Raw genomic sequence first — 16,619 nt, 5'->3', positions numbered from 1 at the left:
AAACGAAAAGGGCGACAGATGCCGCCCTTTCATAGTGTCGAACCCGGATGGCTCAGGCCGAGGGCTCGAATTTCAGCGCCACGCCGTTGATGCAATAGCGCAGGCCGGTCGGCGGCGGGCCGTCCTCGAAGACATGGCCGAGATGGCTGCCGCAGCGGGCGCAATGGCATTCGGTGCGAACCATGCCGTAGCTGCGGTCGACGGTGTTTTCGACCGAGCCCGGCACCGGGTCGTTGAAGCTCGGCCAGCCGGTGCCGCTCTCGAACTTCAGCTTGGATTCGAACAAAGGCTGGTCGCAGCCGGCGCAGGAAAAGGTGCCGGCGCGCTTCTCGTAGAGCAAAGCGCAGCTTCCCGGCCGCTCGGTGCCGTGACCGCGCATGACGGCATACTGCTCGGGCGTCAGCCGGGCGCGCCATTCGGCGTCGGTGCGAGTTACAGGGTAGGTGTGGGTGTCCATGTGATCTCCTCAGCCTTGCCGGCTCGCTCCTACAGCGCCGCGCGTCCATCGGACGCGCAAGGGACGCTGTAGCACTTTGGTTTTGCGCATGATCCTTTCCGAACCGGAGGCTCGGGGTCATGCGCGGATTGCAACCTCATATTCGCACCAAGATAGGCATTTGTTACGGCATTTTCCCGCATTTTCGATCGTGACCTTCATGCGATCGCCGCCAGATAGCGATCGACCGAAGCAGCCAACGCCGCTTTTGCGCCTCCGATGACATTCTGGTTCCACCACGCGCCGTAGATATGCTCGAATGCGAATGGCTCCAGCGCCGCCGCGATGCGGCGCACGGCCGCTGCATTGAGCGGAATGTAGTTCGGATAACTGTACATGAAGCTGACATGGCGGCGCGTCGGCGTCACCTGCAGGATATCGCCGGCCAGCAAGACGTCGCCGCCATCGCGTTTCCAGTGCAGCACCTGACCGCCGGCAAAGTGGCCACCGCAGCGGATGAGCGTCAGCGAAGGGTTTATGGCCAGCGTCTCGCCTTCCCAGCTGACGATCGCCTTGTGCGGCCGCATGATCCACTGGCGGTCATCGGCGTGGAGATAGATCGGCACGCCGCCAAACGCCTCGCTCCAACAGACCATCACCGAATAATAATGGCAGTGCGAGATGGCGATCGCCGCCAGGCCGCCGCGGCGGTTGATCTCGGCCACCGCCTCGTCGCTGACCATCGAAACGCAGTCCCACAGCACGTTGCCGTGTGGCGTCTGTGCCAGCAGCGCCCGCTGGCCGATGGCGAAGCGCGGCTCGATGCCGAAGGCGAGAACGCCGGCATCATCCTTCATCACAAGCCGATGCCCTTCAGCAAGTTCCTCCGGCGTGATCCACGCCTGCCCTTCCCAGCGCACATATTGGCGCTCGTCCTCGCAGATCGGGCAATGTTTTGGAGGCGTCTCTGTCGCCGCGAACTGGACGCCGCATTGCAGGCAGAGAAAGCAGGTCATCGGATCTCCTGTCAGTCTTTCAGTGTTTTCTTGAAAGCTGCCTGGTCGCGCCCTCAAGCCCGGCCAAAGTCAGCGGGAACATGCGGCCGCCGAAGATGTCGCGGATCATCGCAGTCGAATGGGTGTAGCCCCAGTTCTTGGGGTCTTCGGGGTTCAGCCATACCGCGTTCGGCCATTGCTGCAGCAGACGGCCGAGCCAGACACTGCCTGCCTCCGGATTCCAGTGCTCGACCGAACCGCCGGGATGAGCGATCTCGTAAGGGCTCATCGAGGCGTCACCGACGACGATCACCTTGTAGTCCGGGCCATATTTGTGGAGGAGGTCGAAGGTCGGAATCACCTCGGCATGCCTGCGGCGATTATCCTTCCACACACCCTCATAGAGGCAGTTGTGGAAATAGAAATATTCGAGCTGGCGGAATTCGGCGCGGGCGGCCGAGAACAGCTCCTCGACGCTCTTGATGTGGTCGTCCATCGAGCCGCCGACATCGAAGAACATCAAAAGCTTCACCGCGTTGCGCCGTTCGGGCCGCGTCTGCACGTCGAGATAGCCATGTTCGGCGGTGGCGTGGATGGTGCCGGGCAGGTCGAATTCCTCCTCGGCGCCTTCGCGCACCCAGCGACGCAAGCGCTTCAGCGCGATCTTGATGTTGCGGGTGCCGAGTTCGACGGCATCATCGAAATTCCTGAACTCACGTCTGTCCCACACCTTCACCGCGCGGCGGTTGCGGCTTTCATGCTGGCCGATACGCACACCTTCGGGATTGTAGCCATAGGCGCCGAAGGGCGAGGTGCCGCCGGTGCCGATCCATTTCGAGCCGCCCTGGTGGCGGCCTTTTTGCTCGTCCAGCCGCTGCTTCAAGGTCTCCATCAATTTCTCGAAACCGCCCAGCGCCTCGACCAGTTTTTTCTCTTCGTCGGTCAGGTGCTTTTCGGCGATGCGGCGCAACCATTCCTCGGGAATGTCAGCGACATCGACGGCATCCGGCCCGCCCAGCGCTTCGATGCCCTTGAAGACATGCGCAAACACCTGGTCGAAGCGGTCGATATGGCGCTCGTCCTTCACCAGCACCGCACGGGCGAGGTAATAAAAACCTTCGACGTCGTAGTCGACCAGCCCGGCTTCCAGTCCCTCCAGCAGCGACAGATATTCCCTGAGCGAAACGGGAACACGCGCGGCCTTCAGTTCGAGGAAGAAGGGGATGAACATTGTCTATCTACAGCAGATCATACTCGATGAAGCCGGTGCGGCGCGCGACATGGTCGTAGAGTTTGCGCGCGGTGGTGTTGGTTTCGTGCGTCATCCAGTAAACGTTCTTGACGCCGATTTTCGCGGCTTCTTGTCTTACTGCCTCGATCAGCGCAGCACCAATGCCCTTGCCGCGCACGTCAGGGTCGGCGAACAGATCCTGCAGATAGCAGTTGTTTTTTTCCGACCAGCCTGAGCGGTGGTAGAGATAGTGGGTGAGGCCAACCGCCTTGCTGTCCAGCGTGGCGATGAAGCCTTTCGGCTCGAACTCACCCTCGGTGAACAGCCGCTTCCAGGTGATGGCGTAGACCTCTTCCGGCAGCTTCGTCTCATAGAAGGTGAGGTAGTCGGTCCACAGCCGCCGCCAATCGGCGCGGTCGGACTGCGCGAGCGGGCGGACGATAATCTCAGCCATGTCATCTCCTCTGAAGGTTTGGCCGAGGCTGCCTGCCTGTTCGGCTGCTGGCAACGGTCCACAGAAGCGAAAGCGCTGCTGCTACCTATTGCTGCCTTCGTGCCATGAACGCCAGCCGCTCGAACAAATGCACGTCCTGCTCGTTCTTCAGCAATGCGCCATGCAACTTGGGCAGGGCGTTCTTCGGATCGGCGCGCAGATCTTCCAGCGCGATGTCGTCGGCGACCAGCAGCCTTATCCAGTCGAGCGCCTCGGAGGTCGACGGCTTCTTCTTCAAGCCGGGCACGTCGCGGATTTCGTAGAACTGGGTCAGCGCCGCGCGCACCAGGTTCTGCTTGATGCCGGGATAGTGGACATCGACGATTCTATGCAGCGTGTCGACGTCGGGAAAGCGGATGTAGTGGAAGAAGCAGCGGCGCAGGAACGCGTCCGGCAACTCCTTCTCGTTGTTGGAGGTGATGATGACGATCGGCCTGACGGCGGCGCGGATGGTTTCGCCGGTCTCGTAGACGAAGAACTCCATCCGATCGAGTTCCTGCAGGAGGTCGTTGGGGAATTCGATGTCGGCCTTGTCGATCTCGTCGATCAAAAGCACGACCTTCCTGCCGGCGGCGAACGCCTCCCAGAGCTTGCCGCGCTTGATGTAGTTCCTGATGTCGTTGAAGCGCTCGTCACCAAGCTGGCTGTCGCGCAGGCGCGAGACGGCGTCATATTCGTAAAGGCCCTGCTGCGCCCTGGTGGTCGACTTGACGTGCCATTCGATGAGGTCGAGGCCAAGTGCTGACGCCACCTGGCGGGCCAGCTCCGTCTTGCCGGTGCCTGGCTCGCCCTTGACCAGCAAGGGCCGCTCCAGCGCGATCGCCGCGTTGACGGCCACCATCAGATCCTTGTCGGCGACATAGGCCGCCGTGCCTTCGAAACGCATTCTTGCTCCTCGGTTGATCATGGCAACCGTAAGGACGCGGCTCACCCTGTGCAAGGGTGCGCCGGCCGCGACGAATGGGCTTGAACCCTGATGGAAACATATGCCCGTCTCACTGGCGCTTAGCCGGCCGGCAGCCTATATTGGGCGGGACGGTCTGTGCTTCCCGGCAGGAGAACATTTTCCCCGGGGCCTTAACGATCCTTAGGGAGCTGTCCCTGGGAAGACCCGTGGGTTTTCTCACACGGCGCCCACCTACTTTGTAGGTTCCCGGGATCGCTCTCTCCACCGGTTGTGTGGATCGTCACTTATTGCCACGCGTCCCGCATTTCGGTGGATGATTGCGGTGGAAAACGTCGCTCCCAAAACTCCATCCAGATCTGACCTTTTCTAGCCTGGCTGAATGACCTCTCTCAAAGACCTGAAAAAGCAGCTTCGCCGTGAGGCCCTCGGACGCCGCGATGCGCTCGATGAATTCTGGCGGGTGGAGGTCGCGCTTGAAATGGCCGAGACGGCACGCGATCTCCTCCACGTCGAGCCGGGCCAGATCGTTTCCGGCTTCTGGCCGATGCGTTCCGAAGTCGACGTTCGGCCGTTGATGTTTGCCTTGCGTGAAAAGGGCGCGCGGCTTTGCCTGCCGGCCATTCTCGACAAGACCACCATCGTCTTTCGCGAACTGGTGCGCGGCGCGCCGATGGTCGAGATGGGTTTCGGCACGGTCGGCCCTCACGAGGAAGCCGAGGTGCTCGACCCCTCTGTGATGCTGGTGCCGCTCGCCGCTTTCGATGCGCGCGGCCATCGCATCGGCTATGGTGCCGGCTATTACGACCGCGCCATCGCCAAGCTGATCGACAAGGGACAGCCGCCGCGGCTGGTCGGCATCGCCTTCGACTGCCAGGAGGTGGCAATGGTGCCGGATGAGGAACATGACGTCGTCATTCCGGAAATACTGACCGAGAGCGGGTTGCGCCGCTTCGCGCCAAAATTGTAGATAAGTACAAGGGACGCATGATCTTCACTGGCGTCATGCAGCTTTCGCTGACCTTCGGTGCGGGATCATATGAGACTTCTCTTCCTCGGTGACATGGTTGGAAAGACAGGACGGACGGCGGTGTGGGAACAACTGCCCGGCCTGATCTCCGACTTCAAACTCGATTTCGTCATCGTCAATGGCGAGAACGCCGCGGGCGGCTTCGGCATCACCGAAGATATCTTTCGCGAGACGATCGCCGCTGGTGCTGATGTCGTCACCACCGGCAACCATGTCTGGGACCAACGCGACGCGCTCGCCTTCGCGCCGCGCGAAGAGCGCTTCCTGCGTCCCTCCAACTTTCCCAAGGGCACGCCCGGGCGCGGCTCCGGTGTCTATATCGCCAGGAGCGGCGCGCGCGTGCTGGTCGCCAACATCATGGGCCGGGTGTTCATGCATCCCGAGCTCGACGATCCGTTCCAGGCCGGCGAACGCGAGCTTGCCGCCTGTCCGCTCGGCGAGCAGGCGGATGCCGTGATTATCGACTTCCACGCCGAGGCGACCTCGGAAAAGATGTGCTTCGCGCATTTCGTCGACGGCCGCGCCAGCCTCGTCGTCGGCACCCACACCCACCAGCCGACCGGCGATCACCAGGTCCTCAACGGCGGCACCGGTTATATGTCCGACGCCGGCATGTGCGGGGACTACGATTCCTCGCTCGGCATGGACAAGGAGGAGCCGCTCAACCGGTTCCTGTCGAAGGTGCCGAAAGGCCGCTTCGAGGCGGCGACCGGACCGGCGACCTTGTGCGGCGTTGGCGTCGATATTTCCGACCGCACAGGGCTGACCGAGCGGATCGCGCCGTTTCGTCGCGGGCCACGGCTGGAAGAAACCGCACCGTCCTTCTGGTCCTGACATTGATATAGGCACGCTTAGTACCTAACTGCCGGCGACACTGCTCTAGATCGTTAAAAGAGGGGACGACCTCCATGCAGCTCATCGAATTCCTGGCGCCGCATTTCCAATTCGTGTCCGACCCGACCGCCTGGGTCGCGCTGCTGACGCTGATTGTGCTCGAGGTCGTGCTCGGCATCGACAACCTGATCTTCATCTCGATCCTGACCAACAAGCTGCCGGAAGCACAACGGGCCCGTGCCCGCCGGCTCGGCATCTCGGCGGCGCTGATCATGCGGCTGGTGCTGCTGGCCACCATTTCGATCATCGTCCAGCTGACCACGCCGGTGTTCACGGCCTTCGGCCACGGTTTTTCCTGGCGCGACCTGATCCTGATTGCCGGCGGCCTGTTCCTGGTCTGGAAGGCGACCAAGGAGATCCATCACACGGTCGATCCCGACGACCACAAGGATACGATGATGGGCGAGACGCTGCAGATCAGCCTTGCCGGCGCGATCTTCCAGATCCTGCTGCTCGACCTGGTCTTCTCGATCGATTCGATCATCACCGCCGTCGGCATGACCGACGAGATCGCCATCATGTACATCGCCGTGATCGTGGCGGTGAGCGTGATGATGCTGGCGGCCGGGCCGCTGGCCAACTTCATCGCCAAGAACCCGAGCATTGTCATGCTGGCGCTGGGCTTCCTTCTGATGATCGGCATGACACTGATCGCAGACGGCATGGGCTACCATGTGCCCAAGGGCTACATCTATGCGGCGATGGGCTTTTCGGCATTGGTCGAGGGACTCAACATGCTGGCGCGGCGACGTAGGAAGGCGAAATCGGGTGGCGGGCACTGAGCTTGGGCTTGGGCGCATGCCGCGTTTGGATTGACTTTTACGGATTTGTACATACAATACTGTAGTCGATGGTGCTACTTTGCAGTTTGAATGGGATCCTGAAAAAGCGAGGCGCAATCTTGCCAAGCACGGCATCGCCTTTGATCTTGCACGAAAGGTGTTCGATGATCCGCTCCATCTCATCGTGCCTGACCGGTTTGAAGATGGTGAGCAACGATGGCACGCGATCGGGATGATTGAGGCTGTCGCGGTATTGCTGGTTGTGCATACCTACCCCGGTCGCGAAGATGAAGAACGGGTTCGGATCGTTGGTGCTCGGAAAGCGACAACGCATGAAAGGAAGCGCTATGAACAGGAAGGACCTTAGCCAGGATCTGCGCAATCAACTTGCCAAGCTGGCCGATTTGCCCGACAGCGAGATTGATACCTCGGACATTCCAGAAGCTCCGGCCGAGAACTGGATTCATGCTCGCCGTGGACATCTTTACCGACCACTCAAGCAGCCGGTCACCATTAGGCTCGATGCCGATGTGCTATCCTGGTTTAAGGAACATGTCGGAGGCGGTGGCTATCAAACCGAAATCAATCGCGTACTTCGCCATCATGTGACCGAACAGGAAAAGCGGCGAGGTTGATCCGATTTAGTTAGCCGGCACGCCCTTCGGGTGACGGTCGCCGATCAGGCCGAGCGTCAGGCCCTGTTCCAGCCACGCCTTGGCGCCGGCCAGTACCAGCGTGAAGCCGCCGGTTGAGCCGACGGCCTCTTTCACCTGCTCGTCGCCATTGCCGGCAAAGCCGAAATTGCGAACCTCGAGAAAAGTCGTCTCGTCGGGCATTTCGGTGAAGGTCCAGACCACCGTGGTCGGCGGATCGCTCCATTGCATGACGATCTTTTCGTTCGCGACGATCTCGCTGACGTCGACCGTCGTCGACACGCCGTACATGCGCCATTCCCAGCGGATCTGCTTGCCGCTGTCCAGCCGGCCGCTGCCATGAGTGAACCAGAATTTCGTTGTAATGGCGGGGTCGACGATGGCCTCGAACACCTCGGCGACAGGCCGCCGGATCAGCATGCCGGCTTCGGCGGTCGGTTTTTCTGGATGTCCATCGGATGCTCCTTTCGTGGCTTGGCGCTCACCAGGCGTCCGGTTCGCGCAGCATGTGGATGATATTGGCGGGGTTGGTGATCCAGCCGCCGCGGAAGCCCTCGCCCAGGGGCTCGATGGCATCGCAACGCACAACGCCAGCCTTGGCTAAATGATCCGCAGCCATGGGGAAATCCTTGGTGAACAGTTCCAGCCACACTTCGGCGTGGCTCATCATCGGCGCCTCGTCGATCCACAGACGGTTGGGGCCAAGCTCGAAGCCGATGGCCGGCGCCTTGTCCGTGAAAGGCTTCAGGCCGACGACGTCGCGGTAGAAGGCGATCGTCGCCTGATACTGGTGCGGCGGCACCTTCATGGCGATGTTGATGCCGCCGGTGATTTTCGTGGTCATAGCTGGCTCCGTTGTCGTGTTCAGCTGTTGTTGGTCGCCCTTGCCCAGACCAGTCATGCGAGATTGATCTGCCAGGAGACCCCGAACCTGTCGTTGAGCCATGCGAAACGGCGGCTGAAGCCGTAACTGTCGGGCGGCATCAGAAACCCACCGTCCTTGGCCAGTGTCTCGACAATTCGGTTCAGCTCCTCTTCTGAGGAACAGTCCACATAGAGCGAGACCGACGGCGTGAACGTGAAGGCGTGGTGCACGGGGCTGTTGAAGACCATGACTTCCAGGCCAGCGATCGACACGCGCGCCAGCTTGACCGTTCCGTCCGGGCCATCTTCGCCGGGGCCGTAATTTGTGACGTCAAGGACGCCGCTGCCGGGAATGGTCTCGCAATAGAGCGTCATTGCCTCTTCGGCCTTGCCCTCGAACATCAGGAATGGCGTTACTTTCTTCATCGCGGATCTCCATCCTCCCCATGGTGGCTCAGATATTGGTCTCGTTGGCGGGTTCGCCCTTCATCTCGCTGCGATAGTAGCCGTCGCGCAAATTGATGCCGTATTCGACATAGGCCTTCATGCAGGCCAGCATCTGCGACCAGCCCTCGCAATTGAGGTAGGACTTCTTCAGGCCGACCGCGCCTTCCTGCCAACCGCTCTCGGCGATGGTGACGAAGGTGCCGCCATCGTCCAGCGGCTCGAAATTCATCTCGATACGGGTCTTGTAGGCGGGTTTGCCGTCGGCGTCGGTGGCATCCCAGCGCAGCACGATGCGGCTGTCCTTGACCACTTCGTCGACCTCGACCGGCACCTTGCCCCACCAGACGACGCCGGTGCCAGCTTCCAGCGGGGCGCTGGCGCCGCCGATCGTGGTGAAGTAGCCGCTCAGTTTCTTTGGATTGACGACCGCGTCGAAGACGTCGGCGACCGGCTTGCCGATGCGTCCGGAAACACTGAATCCAAGTGACATATCCACAACTCCTTCCCTTGATCGGCCCAACAATATGTTATAGAAAGATAACATGTCAAGCCGATCGCAAGACGACAATGTTTTCAAGGCGCTGGCGCATCCGCGCCGGCGTGAAATACTGGATCAGCTGAAGGACGCGCCGAGGACGACCGGCATGCTGTGCGAGGCCTTTCCCGACATCGATCGCTGCACCGTCATGCTGCATCTCAAGGTATTGGAGGAGGCCGACCTGATCGTTGCGCGGCGCGACGGCCGCGAGCGCTGGAACCATCTCAACGCGCTGCCGATCAAGCAGATCCATGATCGCTGGATCAGCCAGTATGCCGGTCATGCGCTCAGCATCATCGACCGGCTGAAGTCGGATCTCGAGGCGTGAGCGGTCGCAGCATGCCATGCAGTGCCATGTCTTGCGCGGTGCGGCTGGACGAATTGAGCCGATTTATCTATAAGCCGGCCATTCCGACAGAGAACGTCGTGCTTCCACGAGTTGCACCTGGGACGCTCTGAAATTTTGAATTCGGGCATTGCGGCAGACGAGGTCAGATCACTTCGCTTCGGGATGCTCTAGCCGAGAAGACGACAGGGGTGCCATGGCCGGCCATTCACAGTTCAAGAACATCATGCACCGCAAGGGCCGCCAGGATGCGGTGCGGTCGAAAATGTTTTCCAAGCTGGCGCGCGAAATCACCGTCGCCGCCAAGAGCGGGACGCCCGATCCATCGATGAACCCGCGCTTGCGCCTTGCGATCCAGAACGCCAAGGCGGTGTCGATGCCGAAGGACAACATCCAGCGTGCCGTCAACAAGGCCTCGATGGGCGACGCCGAGAACTACGAAGCCGTGCGGTATGAGGGCTATGGCCCGGGCGGCGTCGCGGTCATCGTCGAAGCGCTGACCGACAACCGTAACCGTTCGGCGTCGAATGTGCGCGCCGCCTTTACCAAGGCCGGCGGAGCGCTCGGTGAAACCGGCTCGGTGTCGTTCATGTGGGACCGTGCCGGCGAAATCTACTATCCGGCCTCCGCAGGCAGTGCCGACAAGGTCATGGACGCGGCAATCGAAGCCGGCGCCGATGATGTCGAGTCGGATGAGGAAGGCCACACGATCTATTGCGCCTTCGAAAATCTCGGCGAGGTCTCGAAGGCGCTGGAAGGCGCACTCGGCGAGGCGGAATCGGTGAAGCTGATCTGGAAGCCGCAAAACAATGTTCCGGTCGACGAGGACCGGGCACAGTCGCTGATGAAGCTGGTTGCCACGCTCGAGGACGACGACGACGTGCAGAGCGTCTACGCCAACTTTGAAGTCGACGACGAGACCATGGCCAAGCTCAGCGCGGCATGAGCGGAAGCCCGGCATGAGCGAGCAGATACTCCCCGCCATCCGCATCACCTACTGCACGCAGTGCCATTGGCTGCTGCGCGCCGGCTGGATGGCTCAGGAACTGCTGTCGACCTTCGGCACCGATCTCGGCGAGGTGACATTGGTGCCCGGCACTGGGGGCATCTTCACCATCAGCTGCAATGACGTGCTGGTCTGGGACCGCAAGCGCGACGGCGGTTTTCCGGACGCGGCCAAACTGAAGCAACTGGTCCGCGACGTCATCGACCCGGATCGCGACCTCGGTCATTCCGATCGGAAGACAAAGGCGTAGAGGCCGCCGGCGCTGCCGTCACTTGCGTGGCCACGCACCGAAGGCGGCGCCAATCGCAATACCCACGGCAACGCCCATCGGAAGGTCATCCAGAGCGGTGCCGATCGCGGCACCGACACCAACTCCGATTGCCATGCCGAAGGCCATATTTGCGTATTGATCCTTCATCGGTCGCTCCATCGTCGTCAACGCGTGGCGAACCAGAAGGATGCCAGCGCGGCCATGCCGCTGATGGCGCGGACATGGTTCCACATTACCCATTCATTGAGGTAGCGTGGCCACAGGGCTGCGCCATTGCTGCTGGCTGGATCGACGGCGGCGAGCGCATCGTTCAGCGGGACGTTGAAGATCATCGTCACCACCACGATGCCGATGAGATAGAGCAGGCTGCCGGCAATCAGCCAGAGCGAACCCGGCTGGCTCCAGCCAATCACCGCACCGATGGCGACAACGATGCAGACGAGCGCCGTGCCGAACAGCGCTGTCATGAACAGCGGGGTTACAGCTGTGACATTGATCGAATTCATCGCGGCAATGCCGCTTGCGGCCGGCATGCGGGCGAGGCCCGGCATGACGAAGCTGGAGAAAGCAAAGAAGACGCCGCCGACGACGCCTGAGCCGAGTGCGGCAATGAAGATGAGGGTGGGAAGAAGTTTCGCGATCATGTCATTTGCTCCATATGCCCGTTGTGTTTTCCTTCGCGTCAAAACATGAATAATCCTCACATTTGCAAAACGTGATAAACCCTCGTATTTTGCGAGTCAAGCGATTTTGCTGGCATTGGAGTCAGTCATGGAAGACACGGCCGCGCCGGTCTCCCCGCGGGAGCAGGTTGCTTCACCGCGCCGCGCGCCGAGCCAGCAGCGCAGCCGCGAGCGGGTCGAGCGCATGCTGGCGGCTGCCTCGGCGCTGATCGGCGAGCAAGGCAGCGATGCCATGCGCATGGGGGAGGTGGCGGAACGGGCAGGGGTGTCGATCGGGTCGCTCTACCAGTTCTTTCCGGACAAGCGGGCGATCATCTGGGCGCTGGCCGAGCGCTACACCGCCGAAAGCCAGTCCTGCATTTCGGCAGCACTGGCTAGTGTCAGCGACGCCGAAGGCCTGCAGTCCGCGTTTTCAGAGTTAGTCGACATCTATTACCGGCTGTTCCTGGCCGAACCGGTGATGCGCGACATCTGGTCGGGCACGCAGGCCGACAAGGCGCTGCGCCAACTCGAACTCGCCGACAGCCGCGCCAACGCCGAATTCCTCACCGCGGTGCTGAAACGGCTGCGGCCGGCGGTCGATCCGGCGACACTGGACACCACGGCGTTTCTGGTCTGGCAGATGGGCGAGGCCGCCATGCGGCTGGCGATCTCCGTCGAGCGCCAGGAGGGCGACAGGCTGGTCGCCGCCTACAAGCGCATGGCGCTAAGGGAATTGCTGGCCGAGTAGCGCCGCGCCGCAACAAAAAACCCGCCACGGAGGCGGGTTTTGATCTGCGAAAGGTCGTTTGGCCTAAATGCCGAAACCTTCGAAACGCTTCTTGAACTTCGACAGGCGGCCGCCGCGGTCGAGCAGGGTCTGCTGGCCGCCGGTCCAGGCCGGGTGGGTGGTCGGGTCGATATCGAGGTTCATCGTATCGCCTTCCTTGCCCCAGGTCGAACGGGTCGTGTATTCGGTGCCATCGGTCATGACGACCTTGATGGTGTGGTAGTCGGGATGAATAGCGCTCTTCATGGCTCGGTTCCTGGCTTGCCGGCGCTGCCGACGGGCATAAGCCTGCGTCGATGCGCCTCTTTTTAAAACTCGAAGCCGCAGCTATTGAGGAGCCACGGCTTCTAAAACGGTCGGCGAGCCTATACATCAGCCGGAATTGAATCACAAGGCCGCGGCAAGCGCATATTGAGGCGTAGACCCCAAGGGCGGCTGGAGGAAACATCGGGATGGCGCAAATCACCAGCGCAGACGAGCGCCGGCGTTCGCTCAAGCCGCTCCGGCGCCTGTTCCCGTACATCACGCACTATCGCACACTGGTCGTCGGCGCCATCATCTCGCTGGTCATCGCGGCGGCAACCACGCTGGCGCTGCCGCTGGCGGTGCGACGCATGATCGATCATGGCTTCTCGTCGGCCAGCACCACCTTCATCGCCGAATATTTCGCAGCGCTGGTGGCGATGGCCGCCCTGCTGGCGGCGGCATCGGCCGGCCGCTACTATTTCGTCATCACGCTGGGCGAGCGCGTCGTCGCCGATATCCGGCGCGATGTGTTTGCCCATGTGACGACGCTGTCGCCTGCCTTTTTCGACACCGCCCAGTCGGGCGAGATCGTGTCGCGGCTTGCCGCCGACACGACGCAGGTCAAGTCGGCGGTCGGAGCGACGGCCTCGGTGGCGCTGCGCAACGTAATCCTTGGTCTTGGCGCGGTGGGGATGATGGTCATCACCAGTCCGAAACTGTCGGGCCTGGTCATCGCAGCGATACCCGTCATCGTGCTGCCGCTGGTCGCTTTCGGCCGTTCGGTGCGGCGCAAATCACGCCAGGCGCAGGATACGCTGGCCGATGCCACCGCCTATGCCAGCGAGCAGATCGGCGCGGTGCGCACGCTGCAGGCCTTCACCAATGAAAAGCTGGTCACCGGGCATTTCTCGGCCGCGGTGGAAGCCGCCTTCGAAGCAGCGCGCTCCTCGATCTTCGCGCGCTCCTTCCTTACCTTCTTCGCCATTTTCACCATCTTCTCGTCCGTTGTGGCGGTGCTGTGGTTCGGCTCGCGCGACGTGCTCGAAGGCTCGATATCGCCGGGTACGCTCGGCCAGTTCCTGCTCTATTCGGTGTTCGCCGCCGGCGCGCTGGGCGCACTCTCGGAAGTGTGGGGCGAGCTTGCGCAAGCGGCGGGTGCCGCCGAACGGCTGACCGAGATCCTGGCCGAGAAGCCGGCGATCCAGGCTCCCGCCGATCCGAAGCCGCTGCCGGCCGTCGCCAAGGGCGCGATCGTCTTCGACAATGTCTCCTTCTCCTACCCGGCAAGGCCCGACCGCGCCGCCGTGCACGGCTTGAGCTTTCAGGTCATGCCGGGCGAGACGGTGGCGATCGTCGGGCCGTCAGGGGCCGGCAAGAGCACGGTGTTTTCACTGATCCTGCGCTTCTACGATCCCGAAACAGGCAAGATCCTGATCGATGGTGTCGACGTGCGCGAGGCCGATCCCGTTTCGGTCCGCCAGCGCATCGCGATCGTGCCGCAGGACGTCACCATTTTCGCGGCAAGCGCGCGTGACAATATCGGTTTCGGCCGGCCGGGAGCCAGCAAGGCCGAAATCGAGACGGCGGCGAAGGATGCACTTGCCGATGAATTCATCCTCAAGCTGGAAAAAGGCTATGACAGCCAGGTCGGTGAGCGCGGCGTGACGCTGTCAGGCGGCCAGCGCCAGCGGGTTGCGATCGCCCGCGCCATCCTGCGCGACGCCCCGATCCTGCTGCTCGACGAGGCCACCTCCGCCCTCGACGCCGAAAGCGAGACGCTGGTGCAGACGGCGCTGGAACGGCTAATGCAGGGCCGCACCACGATCGTCATCGCCCACCGCTTGGCAACGGTGCTGAAGGCCGACAGGATCCTGGTCATGGATGGCGGCTCGATCGTCGAGGAAGGCACGCATCAAAGCCTTGTCGCCAAGGGCGGCATCTATGCGCGGCTGGCCAAGCTGCAGTTCGAAACCGGCGCCAGTGCTTTCAGGGGCGCGGCGGAGTAGGCAGAACCAACTACGTCCTGATGTGCCGCTCTACCCGGCTCCGTAGCGCTGCTTCAGATGGTTCACGAAATAGGTGGCGTTGAGCTTTTCGCCGGTGGCGCGTTCGAGCAGGTCCGGCGTCGACCAGCGTGATCCCTGCGACCAGATCTTTTGGCGGCGCCACTCGTTGATCGCCTCGAAATTGCCTTTGGCGAGATCGCCATCGGCGGCAGGATGATCCCGCGTCAGCGCCGCCCATTGCTGCGCCGCCATCATCGCGCCCAGCGTATAGGAGGGGAAATAGCCGAAGGCGGCCCCTGGCCAATGCACGTCCTGCATCGGCCCGTCGGCCGGATTGTCGATGGTGGAAAGACCGAGGTAATCGCGCATCTTGGCGTCCCAGGCTTCGGGCAGGTCGGCGACCTCCAGCCGGCCCGCGACGAGCTCCTGCTCCAGTTCGTAGCGCAGGATGACATGCAGGGGGTAGGTCACCTCGTCGGCATCGACACGGATCAGGCCGCGCTCGACGCGATGCACATGCGGCAGGATATCGTCGAGCGACCAGGCCTCACCGAGATGCTTTTCAACCACCGGCAGCGCCCAGTTCCAGAAGGCCGGGTTGCGGCCGAGCTGTTTTTCGACGAACAGGCTCTGGCTTTCATGCACGGCCATGCCGCGCGCCTTGCCGAGCGGCCAGTGCGACCATGCGTTGGGCAGGTTCTGTTCGTAGAGCGCATGGCCGGTCTCGTGAAGCACGCCCATCAGCGCCGACAGGAAGTCGGACGTCTTGTAGCGGGTGGTGATGCGCACGTCGCTCGGCACGCCGCCGCAGAAAGGATGGTGCGACACCGACAGCGACCCGTGTGTCAGGTCGAAGCCGACCGCCGCCATCATGGCAAGGCCGAGCTCGCGCTGCCGGTCGATCGCATAGGTGCCTGAGAGCGGCTTCAGCGGGCGCTTGCGCAGCCGCGCGTCCTGGACCGCCAGCGCCTCCGGCACGAAGCTTTTCAGGAAAGCCTTCAGGTCGGTGAAGACTGGCGTGATGTCGGCGGTGCGGTTGCCGGGGTCGTATTGCTCCATCAGCGCGTCATAGGGGGCTAGGTCGAGCACATCGGCACGCAGCGCCGCCTCCTCGCGCACCAGCGCCACGACGCCCTCCAGCGCCGGCTGGAAGCCTGCCCAGTCGTTCTTGCCGCGCAGGCCGCGCCACAGCTGCTCGCAACGCATGCGCGCGGTCGTCTGGCGTTCGACGAATTCGACCGGCAGGCAGGTCAGGTTGGTATATTGGCGCCGCAGTTCCGAGACCGCGGTGCGCTGCTCTTCACCCAACGCTTCCTGCTCTGCCGCGGCGATCCAGTCTGCTATCTCCGGCGCCGTTGCCCTGGTGTGATACATGCCGGCCAGTGCCGACATCGCCTCGGCACGCTTCTCGCCGCCGCCGACGGCCATGTGGGTGGCCTCGTCGGCACCGAGGATGGCCAGCGCATGCTCGAGTGCTTCGAGCTTGTGGCCGAGATTATCGAGTTTCTGAAAGGACATGGCGGCTTCCGTGATTGGGGACGGCGCGAAAAGATACCAACGCAAAGGCGTTGGCAACCCTCAGACGCCGTCCAGCAGATGCACCTTGCGCAGGCGAGGCCGCGCATGAAATGCTGCCGGCAACACATCAAGGGGGGAAAAAATGATCGGCAACATCCTGGTCGGGCTGGTGGCCTTGATCCATGCCTACATCGTCTATCTGGAGATGGTGCTGTGGGACACGCCGCGCGGACACAAGGCTTTCAACCTGACCCGGGAATTCGCCAGTGCCTCGAAAGTGCTCGCCGCCAATCAGGGACTCTACAACGGGTTCCTCGCCGCCGGGCTCATCTGGGGGTTATACCTTGGTGCGGCCGGTTTCCAGGTCAAAGTCTTCTTTCTGGCTTGCGTGGCCATTGCCGGCCTCTATGGCGCGGCAACGGTCGGGCGCAAGATCCTGTTCATCCAGACCGTGCCGGCGGCGGCTGCCCTGATCGCGGTGTGGCTCGGCTGGTAAAAAGGACGCCC

Annotated in this window: 24 protein-coding genes and 1 other RNA gene; 12 read left to right on the top strand and 13 right to left on the bottom strand. The window is 62.3% G+C overall.

Annotated elements, in window-relative coordinates; all coding sequences use genetic code 11:
- Positions 1–52: 52 nt before the first annotated feature.
- The 5 genes from msrB to NKJ11_RS08245 form a co-directional block, all read right to left on the bottom strand.
- Complete coding sequence (gene msrB / locus NKJ11_RS08265; RefSeq protein ID WP_127270383.1) at positions 53–457, bottom strand: peptide-methionine (R)-S-oxide reductase MsrB; 405 nt, start codon at positions 455–457, stop codon at positions 53–55.
- A gap of 197 nt (positions 458–654) precedes the next feature.
- Positions 655–1,452 (bottom strand): MBL fold metallo-hydrolase, encoded by a 798-nt coding sequence (locus tag NKJ11_RS08260; protein WP_352611382.1) that lies wholly within the window; start codon positions 1,450–1,452, stop codon positions 655–657.
- Between the two features lie 19 nt (positions 1,453–1,471).
- Complete coding sequence (locus tag NKJ11_RS08255; protein ID WP_352611383.1) at positions 1,472–2,662, bottom strand: vWA domain-containing protein; 1,191 nt, start codon at positions 2,660–2,662, stop codon at positions 1,472–1,474.
- Between the two features lie 7 nt (positions 2,663–2,669).
- On the bottom strand, positions 2,670–3,116 hold the full coding sequence (locus NKJ11_RS08250; RefSeq protein ID WP_352611384.1) for a GNAT family N-acetyltransferase: 447 nt from the start codon (positions 3,114–3,116) through the stop codon (positions 2,670–2,672).
- Positions 3,117–3,201: 85 nt separating this feature from the next.
- Entirely contained in the window at positions 3,202–4,041 is an 840-nt protein-coding gene (locus NKJ11_RS08245; protein WP_352793041.1) for an AAA family ATPase, read from the bottom strand.
- A gap of 148 nt (positions 4,042–4,189) precedes the next feature.
- Between NKJ11_RS08245 and ssrS the strand changes: the two genes are divergently transcribed.
- The 6 genes from ssrS (at position 4,190) to NKJ11_RS08215 (ending at position 7,400) form a co-directional block, all read left to right on the top strand.
- A non-coding RNA gene (gene ssrS / locus NKJ11_RS08240) (6S RNA) lies at positions 4,190–4,345 on the top strand.
- Between the two features lie 96 nt (positions 4,346–4,441).
- The gene (locus NKJ11_RS08235) at positions 4,442–5,029 is read left to right on the top strand and encodes a 5-formyltetrahydrofolate cyclo-ligase (protein WP_023811814.1); all 588 of its coding nucleotides are present in this window, start codon (positions 4,442–4,444) and stop codon (positions 5,027–5,029) included.
- A 69-nt stretch (positions 5,030–5,098) separates the two neighbouring features.
- Positions 5,099–5,923 carry a TIGR00282 family metallophosphoesterase gene (locus NKJ11_RS08230; protein WP_023811815.1) on the top strand — a complete coding sequence of 275 codons (825 nt, stop codon included), beginning with the start codon at positions 5,099–5,101 and terminating at the stop codon, positions 5,921–5,923.
- 74 nt (positions 5,924–5,997) lie between these two features.
- Positions 5,998–6,765 carry a TerC family protein gene (locus tag NKJ11_RS08225; protein WP_031213449.1) on the top strand — a complete coding sequence of 256 codons (768 nt, stop codon included), beginning with the start codon at positions 5,998–6,000 and terminating at the stop codon, positions 6,763–6,765.
- 79 nt (positions 6,766–6,844) lie between these two features.
- Complete coding sequence (locus NKJ11_RS08220; RefSeq protein WP_081734874.1) at positions 6,845–7,132, top strand: BrnT family toxin; 288 nt, start codon at positions 6,845–6,847, stop codon at positions 7,130–7,132.
- A complete protein-coding gene (locus tag NKJ11_RS08215) occupies positions 7,113–7,400 on the top strand; it encodes a BrnA antitoxin family protein (RefSeq protein WP_023811818.1) in 288 nt (95 codons plus the stop codon). The genes NKJ11_RS08220 and NKJ11_RS08215 overlap by 20 nt, the downstream gene beginning before the upstream one ends.
- A 6-nt stretch (positions 7,401–7,406) precedes the next feature.
- On the opposite strand, the gene NKJ11_RS08210 is transcribed toward NKJ11_RS08215, so the two are convergent.
- The 4 genes from NKJ11_RS08210 to NKJ11_RS08195 form a co-directional block, all read right to left on the bottom strand.
- A complete protein-coding gene (locus NKJ11_RS08210) occupies positions 7,407–7,838 on the bottom strand; it encodes an SRPBCC family protein (protein ID WP_352793039.1) in 432 nt (143 codons plus the stop codon).
- Positions 7,839–7,899: 61 nt separating this feature from the next.
- Complete coding sequence (locus NKJ11_RS08205; protein ID WP_352554268.1) at positions 7,900–8,262, bottom strand: VOC family protein; 363 nt, start codon at positions 8,260–8,262, stop codon at positions 7,900–7,902.
- A 53-nt stretch (positions 8,263–8,315) separates the two neighbouring features.
- Positions 8,316–8,708, bottom strand: a complete 393-nt coding sequence (locus NKJ11_RS08200) for a VOC family protein (RefSeq protein ID WP_352554267.1) — start codon at positions 8,706–8,708, stop codon at positions 8,316–8,318.
- Positions 8,709–8,736: 28 nt separating this feature from the next.
- Positions 8,737–9,219: an SRPBCC domain-containing protein gene (locus NKJ11_RS08195; protein ID WP_352554266.1), complete on the bottom strand. Its 483-nt coding sequence runs from the start codon at positions 9,217–9,219 to the stop codon at positions 8,737–8,739.
- 52 nt (positions 9,220–9,271) lie between these two features.
- Here NKJ11_RS08195 and NKJ11_RS08190 point away from each other — a divergent pair, with 52 nt between their 5' ends.
- The 3 genes from NKJ11_RS08190 (at position 9,272) to NKJ11_RS08180 (ending at position 10,869) form a co-directional block, all read left to right on the top strand.
- Positions 9,272–9,595, top strand: coding sequence for an ArsR/SmtB family transcription factor (locus tag NKJ11_RS08190; protein WP_352793036.1), 324 nt, complete (start codon positions 9,272–9,274; stop codon positions 9,593–9,595).
- A gap of 214 nt (positions 9,596–9,809) precedes the next feature.
- A complete protein-coding gene (locus NKJ11_RS08185; RefSeq protein ID WP_352440974.1) occupies positions 9,810–10,559 on the top strand; it encodes a YebC/PmpR family DNA-binding transcriptional regulator in 750 nt (249 codons plus the stop codon).
- Between the two features lie 13 nt (positions 10,560–10,572).
- Positions 10,573–10,869: an Rdx family protein gene (locus NKJ11_RS08180; RefSeq protein ID WP_352440973.1), complete on the top strand. Its 297-nt coding sequence runs from the start codon at positions 10,573–10,575 to the stop codon at positions 10,867–10,869.
- Between the two features lie 18 nt (positions 10,870–10,887).
- Here NKJ11_RS08180 and NKJ11_RS08175 read toward each other — a convergent pair whose 3' ends face one another.
- On the bottom strand, positions 10,888–11,049 hold the full coding sequence (locus NKJ11_RS08175; RefSeq protein ID WP_502895188.1) for a glycine zipper domain-containing protein: 162 nt from the start codon (positions 11,047–11,049) through the stop codon (positions 10,888–10,890).
- 5 nt (positions 11,050–11,054) lie between these two features.
- Positions 11,055–11,534, bottom strand: coding sequence for an anthrone oxygenase family protein (locus tag NKJ11_RS08170; protein ID WP_352554264.1), 480 nt, complete (start codon positions 11,532–11,534; stop codon positions 11,055–11,057).
- A gap of 127 nt (positions 11,535–11,661) precedes the next feature.
- Between NKJ11_RS08170 and NKJ11_RS08165 the strand changes: the two genes are divergently transcribed.
- Positions 11,662–12,303, top strand: a complete 642-nt coding sequence (locus NKJ11_RS08165; protein WP_352793035.1) for a TetR family transcriptional regulator — start codon at positions 11,662–11,664, stop codon at positions 12,301–12,303.
- A 63-nt stretch (positions 12,304–12,366) separates the two neighbouring features.
- Here the strand turns inward: NKJ11_RS08165 and rpmE are convergent, their stop codons facing one another.
- Complete coding sequence (rpmE, locus tag NKJ11_RS08160) at positions 12,367–12,588, bottom strand: 50S ribosomal protein L31 (protein WP_023811830.1); 222 nt, start codon at positions 12,586–12,588, stop codon at positions 12,367–12,369.
- A gap of 206 nt (positions 12,589–12,794) precedes the next feature.
- Between rpmE and NKJ11_RS08155 the strand changes: the two genes are divergently transcribed.
- A complete protein-coding gene (locus NKJ11_RS08155; protein ID WP_352793033.1) occupies positions 12,795–14,594 on the top strand; it encodes an ABC transporter transmembrane domain-containing protein in 1,800 nt (599 codons plus the stop codon).
- Between the two features lie 30 nt (positions 14,595–14,624).
- Here NKJ11_RS08155 and NKJ11_RS08150 read toward each other — a convergent pair whose 3' ends face one another.
- Complete coding sequence (locus NKJ11_RS08150) at positions 14,625–16,112, bottom strand: carboxypeptidase M32 (RefSeq protein WP_352793032.1); 1,488 nt, start codon at positions 16,110–16,112, stop codon at positions 14,625–14,627.
- A 142-nt stretch (positions 16,113–16,254) separates the two neighbouring features.
- Here NKJ11_RS08150 and NKJ11_RS08145 point away from each other — a divergent pair, with 142 nt between their 5' ends.
- Positions 16,255–16,608, top strand: a complete 354-nt coding sequence (locus tag NKJ11_RS08145) for a DUF1304 domain-containing protein (protein ID WP_352554260.1) — start codon at positions 16,255–16,257, stop codon at positions 16,606–16,608.
- The last annotated feature ends 11 nt before the right edge of the window (positions 16,609–16,619 follow it).

This window comes from Mesorhizobium sp. M0243 (assembly GCF_040321775.1).
Classification (GTDB): domain Bacteria; phylum Pseudomonadota; class Alphaproteobacteria; order Rhizobiales; family Rhizobiaceae; genus Mesorhizobium.
The sequence above is the reverse complement of the archived record's forward strand: the minus strand, read 5'-3'. Positions and strand labels throughout refer to the sequence as shown.